General features: G+C 52.4%; 4 protein-coding genes. All 4 read right to left on the bottom strand.

Features of this window, described 5'->3' with window-relative positions:
* The coding region (locus tag K245_RS26015; RefSeq protein ID WP_035278088.1) for a DUF2586 family protein at positions 1-884 on the bottom strand (884 nt) is incomplete at its 3' end.
* Positions 885-1,184 carry a hypothetical protein gene (locus K245_RS26010; RefSeq protein WP_035278072.1) on the bottom strand — a complete coding sequence of 100 codons (300 nt, stop codon included), beginning with the start codon at positions 1,182-1,184 and terminating at the stop codon, positions 885-887. It lies immediately after the preceding gene.
* Position 1,185: 1 nt separating this feature from the next.
* Positions 1,186-1,695: a hypothetical protein gene (locus K245_RS0122125; RefSeq protein ID WP_027360884.1), complete on the bottom strand. Its 510-nt coding sequence runs from the start codon at positions 1,693-1,695 to the stop codon at positions 1,186-1,188.
* The coding region (locus tag K245_RS0122120; RefSeq protein WP_027360883.1) for a phage virion morphogenesis protein at positions 1,692-2,042 on the bottom strand (351 nt) is incomplete at its 5' end. The genes K245_RS0122120 and K245_RS0122125, both read right to left, overlap by 4 nt.

Genomic DNA, 2,042 nt, shown 5'->3' with positions numbered 1-2,042 from the left:
GAAGGCCCGACAATATAAACGGATTCAACATCAAATCTGGCCAGGGACTGATCTATCGCGTCCATGATTCCACTTATGGATGGAACCGGCTCAAGAACCGAAAATGCATAGATTGTTCCGGCCACCTGGGTTCCGGTTGCTGTTATGGTGACGCCGATATCTCCGCATGCGATCACTCCGGAAAGAGGAACAGTCTGCACCTGGGATGTCGAATCACCGCCGTCAAGGCTGAGTGTATATGTGGCCGTGTTCAGAGCGCCTCCCGCGACTATTGTCAGAAGGATGTCAGCTCCTGCTTTTGGCGTTCCTGACGCGGTAATATCCGGCCCGGTGCCGGTCTTTGTAACAGGCCCTATCGGAGTGCGGACGGCGAACATATACCTGTCGCCAGCAATATGGGTTCCTGCGGAAAGGGTCAGGGTAGCGCCTGTAGCGGGTACTGTAATCTGGCCATTCGCCGCTGTAGGAGTTGTGGTTCCGAATGTTGATCCGGCATCTGTTGAAAGTTTATAGGTGGCAGTACCAAGAATCCCGCCCACCACAATTTCAACAATCACGTCCGCATTTAGGGACGGAGAGCCTGTGGCAGTGCCATCAGGCCCAGTGCCTGTATGCCGAACAGAAGATATATAACCGCCAGGCAGCCCGGCAACAGGCACGGCAATAACAACCGCGTCCTGGCCTGACGTTGCGAAGATGTCCCTCAGCCTGTCCACAAGAGGCCCCACACCCAAAAGCGCGTTAAGATCCGAAGATCTGCCCAGCAGATAAGCCTTGCCAGGAGTTCCTGTGCTGCAAACTCCCGCAACCATCAAGGATCCTGACACGTCACCGGGAGAAATGCCGCTTATGCCATCGTTTAAGAATTCGAGTACGTCGCCCATTTATATTCTCCCTCCGCCCATTCTGCGGGCTTTGAATCTGTCCAGGGCCGCCATGAAATCCTCTCGGCTTACCTGTTTGCCTCCGGCCCATTCAGCTGCACGGAAAAACGCTGCCTTTTCCCAGTCCGCAAGCCCGGCTTCTTCAGCCAGAGCTTCTATATCGATAATTTCAGAAACCCCGGCAAAAGCAGGTTCTTTCTGTTTTTTTGATCTGGTATCCGCAGCCGGATTTGCTCCATCATGGATACCTGAATCCGCTGCGCGTTCGGATTTGTTTTCATTTGGATTTTCGTCTGGCATATCAGCCTCCAATATTTGTTCCGTTGACAATATTCACGTCTGTTATCAGCGGGATATTCTGATCGTCGCACACCATGCCGCTGACAATGATGTGGATCGATGCCGTGCGACGCTTGAACACCTCGACCATTTTAGTGCCGTATCCCTGGCGCTCGGCCTTGACAGCTCTCACCGTCACAAGGTTGCCATTTTCATCCGCAGTCTTGCCTGGCAGAGCCGCAAGAAATCCCGGCACAAATGATTCGAGCCATTCCTCGTTGTCGCTAACGACTTCGGCCCTGATCCTAAGAGTCCTCTGATAAACCCGGCTGCGTATTATCACTTCAGGAACATTGGGCTGTTTCAGCCTTGAAATTCTCCTAAAAGACCGCTTCAGCTCCTCAGGCAGCCAGGTCAGCTCTATTCTCGGCAGAGGCATAGTGATGTCCGACTTGTCGGGTTTGTCTGTCACATGGCTTATACCAAGGGTGGTTGCCGTGTTTCTGATTATGCTGTCAGCGATTGCCTTCATCGTCCTCCCCCTAAAGCCCTGGACAAGAACCTGTGCATAATTGCCACGGTTTCTTCTGCGTCCTCTTCATTGAAACCCAGATAAGGCCTTTCAGGGATTCTTGTTTTTTTGCCTCTGCCAGCCTGGCCTCCGTACTGGTGAATCGCGCCATACTCTTCATTTGTGCCGACAACGACCATTTCAGGAGAAGCCTCGAACGAGATATGGCTTTTAAGAACCCCAGTATCAACCAGGGTCTGGCCGCCTTCATCTTTTGCCCTTTGGGATATCGACCACTTGTTGCCTTCCGGATCTTCTCCCTTTTCGAATCTTTCTATGGTCGATGAAACCAGCATGTTGCCAATGGC

The sequence above is a fragment of the Desulforegula conservatrix Mb1Pa genome (genome assembly GCF_000426225.1).
Taxonomy (GTDB): domain Bacteria; phylum Desulfobacterota; class Desulfobacteria; order Desulfobacterales; family Desulforegulaceae; genus Desulforegula; species Desulforegula conservatrix.
The sequence above is the reverse complement of the archived record's forward strand: the minus strand, read 5'-3'. Positions and strand labels throughout refer to the sequence as shown.

Excerpts from the sequence above, each read along its gene's own strand:
- K245_RS0122125 (WP_027360884.1), bottom strand. The coding sequence starts at position 1,695 with ATGAAGGCAATCGCTGACAGCATAATCAGAAACACGGCAACCACCCTT.
- K245_RS26010 (WP_035278072.1), bottom strand. The coding sequence starts at position 1,184 with ATGCCAGACGAAAATCCAAATGAAAACAAATCCGAACGCGCAGCGGAT.